This is a genomic window from Lysinibacillus sp. BF-4 (genome assembly GCF_000743635.1).
Lineage (GTDB): Bacteria > Bacillota > Bacilli > Bacillales_A > Planococcaceae > Metalysinibacillus > Metalysinibacillus saudimassiliensis.
The window spans coordinates 1-3746 of record NZ_JPUW01000069.1; the positions used below are offsets into that span (position 1 = coordinate 1).

The 3746-nt window shown below is 36.7% G+C and carries 4 protein-coding genes; 1 reads left to right on the forward strand and 3 read right to left on the reverse strand.

The window, feature by feature from the left end; genetic code table 11:
* Positions 1-20: 20 nt before the first annotated feature.
* From cls to CH76_RS13020, 3 genes are all read right to left on the reverse strand, one after another.
* On the reverse strand, positions 21-1517 hold the full coding sequence (gene cls / locus CH76_RS13010) for a cardiolipin synthase (protein ID WP_036147204.1): 1497 nt from the start codon (positions 1515-1517) through the stop codon (positions 21-23).
* Between the two features lie 75 nt (positions 1518-1592).
* Positions 1593-2765, reverse strand: coding sequence for an MFS transporter (locus tag CH76_RS13015; protein WP_036147207.1), 1173 nt, complete (start codon positions 2763-2765; stop codon positions 1593-1595).
* Between the two features lie 62 nt (positions 2766-2827).
* Entirely contained in the window at positions 2828-3127 is a 300-nt protein-coding gene (locus CH76_RS13020; protein WP_200877367.1) for a metal-sensing transcriptional repressor, read from the reverse strand.
* Between the two features lie 274 nt (positions 3128-3401).
* On the opposite strand from CH76_RS13020, the gene CH76_RS14020 reads away from it, so the two are divergent.
* Positions 3402-3545 (forward strand): Lmo0850 family protein, encoded by a 144-nt coding sequence (locus CH76_RS14020; protein WP_200877368.1) that lies wholly within the window; start codon positions 3402-3404, stop codon positions 3543-3545.
* Positions 3546-3746 lie beyond the last annotated feature (201 nt).

The following is a 3746-nucleotide window of genomic DNA, read 5'->3' on the forward strand; positions in this document are numbered from 1 at the left end:
ACATGTAAGGGAGCCGTTTTTTATAAAATTGGTGAGATTAAGCGTGAAAGAGATTCTTTAAACTTAATTAAGTTTGAACGATTATTATAAATATCTACAGTGAGCTCTGTGCAATCGAGCATATCCTTTTCAAAAATCTCTGCTAGTTCATGTGATTTTTCATTATCATAAATAAAAGCATTTACTTCAAAGTTCAATTTAAAACTACGTACATCAATGTTAGCTGTACCAACGGTTGAAGCCTCATCATCAATGACAATCATTTTGGCATGGATAAAGCCTTTTTCGTAAATATAAACTTTAGCGCCAGCCTGCAATAATTGACCTACATAGGAATACGTTGCCCAATACACAAATAAGTGGTCAGGCTTATTAGGAATCATAATACGTACATCTATGCCCGAAAGAGCAGCAATTTTTACAGCGTCTAAAAAGCTTAAATCAGGAATAAAATAAGGTGTTTGGATATAAACATATTTTTTAGCCTTATTAATTAACTGTAAATAACCATCTTTAATTTGTTCCCAGTCTTCATCAGGTCCACTTGAAACAATTTGCACACCTGCATTACCCTTCTTAGGTATCGCAGGAAAGAAGCTCTCACAGTAAGGTGTTTTATGATGTGCGGCTTGGTTCCAATCAAGTAAAAAACGAGACTGTAGCGGGTGTACAGAGCTACCTTCAATGCGTAAATGTGTATCGCGCCAGTAGCCAAACTTTTTCTTCAAGCCTAAGTACTCGTCACCCACATTAAAACCGCCAATATAACCGATACGTCCATCAACAATAACTAGCTTACGGTGGTTACGGAAATTAAGACGAGGGTTAATGAGTGGCATAATAGATGGGAAGAAAACCTCAACCTCACCACCTGCATCCAATAATTTTTGGAAGTGACGTTTTTTAACACCACGAGAGCCCATTTCATCGTATAAAATACGAACTTTAACACCTTGTTTTGCTTTTATAGTTAAAGCATCAACAATACGTGTACCTAAACCATCTAAGCGGAAGATATAGTATTGCACATGAACATGCTCCTTAGCATGCTCAATATCTTTAATAAGCTGATTGAATTTTTCTTCACCATCGTCAAAGATTTGAATTGCATTATCTTGAGTTAGCACAGCTTCATTGTTGCGAAGATGCATGTAAATTAAGTCATCATACTTTTCGGAGTTTTGAATGTGGAAATCAAATTTATCATTATGAATTGCATCCATTTGATAATTTACTAGCTTTTCAATCCCGATATATTTTTGACCATCCCAACGAAATAAGTGCTTCTGACGTAGACGACGTCCGAATAATAAATAAAGAATAAAGCCTACGAGAGGTAAGAAAGTTAAAACGAGTACCCACGCCCATGTTGATGTGGGGTCTTTACGCTCTAAGAAAATGACTGTAATCGCTAGTAAAATATTAATGAGCAGTAGAACGATAAATAAGTAATCAAATTCAGCGATAAAATTGAGCACAACTAGCACCTTCTTTTTAATAATCTTTTCATTTACCATACTTCAAAACTAACAAAAATGCTATTGATGTAAAAAAAGCACAAAAAAGGATGGGACCTTTTTTGTGCTTATACATTATGCTTTAGCTTGACGCAAAGTTTTAGTTGATGCGCGGAAAGCAAAGATTAATGTGATTGAAATCAATGCAATTGCAGCTGAGATATAAAAGCCTAGATTTGCTTGTTGTGTAAAAATCCAAGTAAAGAATAAAGGACCAATAATACGACCTAAATTATCCATAGAGTAAGTTAGTCCAGCAGCGGCCCCGTAGCGTCCGCCAGATTCTTTAGAGGATAATGATACAACACAAGTACGTGCAAGCGCATTACCTGCTGTAAATACGCAAAGTGCAAAGCCTGCAAAAACAAGGCTGTTAGTTAAGGTAAATAAAATCATACCTACTGCTGTGACGATTTGTGCTCCAATCAACCAAGTTGTTTCTGCTCCGTCTTTAATACGACGGATAACACCGCCTTGAATGGCAGCGTCAACAAAGCCACTAAACATAAATAAGTAGCCCACTTGCGTAGGTGTAATATGAATGCGGTCAATTTGGAACAGTTGGAACGTTGACTCTACACCTGCTAGCATAAACGTTACTAAAAATGAGAAGAAAAATAAGTAACGCACACGGTATTTAAATAATGTAGTAGCACCAACAGGTACGAGTGTACGCTTGTTGACATTGTCTTTGCGCTGAGTTGGTTCTTGTAATACCATACTCGCGTAAATAAATAGTAATGCGATTAATACAGCTGAGGCGATAAATGGTGCGCGTAAACCAAAGTGCCCACCAAGCACACCGCCAATTGCAGGTCCGAAAATAAAGCCTAAGCCAATTGACATCCCCATAAAGCCCATATATTTATTACGATCTTCGTCACTCGACATATCACCAATAAAGCCTGTTACTGATGTATAAAGGGCCCCTGAAAATAGACCACCAATAATACGAGATATGTAAAGGATAGTTAAGTTGTCAATAAATAGAGCGAAGACAATGAAGCTTAAACTAAAGCCTACAAGTCCAACTAAAATTAACGGTTTACGTCCAATGCGGTCTGATAAAGAGCCCCACAGTGGCGCAGTAAAGAAGCTGGCTAATGCATAAACTGTTAGCAATCCGCCAACGTGTACATCCGTCCAACCTTGTTGCACAATTACCTCTGGTAACACGGGAATAATAATACCGAAGCCAAGATAGACGAGAAATTGCACAGACATTAATAATAAAATAGCTTTTTTCATTACGACACCTGCCTTTAATTACATTATATGTTTATCTATTACCCTTACCTGTCTGCCACAAACTACTTGCGCATTAGCTTTTGAATGGTAACAACAAGCTCATCTAGTACCTCATCATCACCTTCAAGCAAACGTTCCTTTACGCAGGACTTTAAATGCCCATCTAACAAAATACGCGCTACACTATTAAGTGCAGCCTGACTTGCGGCAAGTTGTGTAATAATGTCATCACAATAGACATCATTAGCAATCATGCCTTTAATCCCTCTGATTTGCCCCTCGACACGATTTAAACGCGTTGTTAAATCTTTTTTACTTGCTTCAGAATGGTGGCTCTTACGGCACTGTGTTTCTTTTTCCATCACTAACACCTCCTGCATTGTTATATATTATTGTAGTTGTAGCGCTTAACTTACTCAATAGCAGGATGTATCGCTAGTGTAAATAATGTAAATTACGGGTAAAGGATTTCTAGTGAATCACACAGATTTGTAACAAAATTGAAAGAATTAAATTACATGAAAGATGGTATGATACAAGTATAGTTTGAACATGTCTGACATCTAGAGAAAAGTGAAACCTTCTATCAATGTCAAACGTTATATAAAGTAATTACTAATGAACGGGGTGGAACAGATGACGAAAGAAGTAGATTTAAAAAAGATTGTTTCGAATTTGTCTAAACTAGGTGTAAAAGCAACGGTTACTAAATCAAGATTAGATTTATTAAAAGTATTAACACCGCCACTTACCACACCACAAGTACAATTTAACGCATAACTTAACGACCCTTCGGTGTGGTAGCTTACACCTTTATACTATGTAAAAAATCTCTTACGCCAAATTTTTGGTGTAAGAGATTTTTTAGTATAGTGTATCTATTTCAAATTTAGCCAATTCATCATATACTAAAATATACGAGATTGGAGGGGGTAAACTGTGGCAAAGAGGTTGCGAGCAGCAGACGATTTTATTTATCAT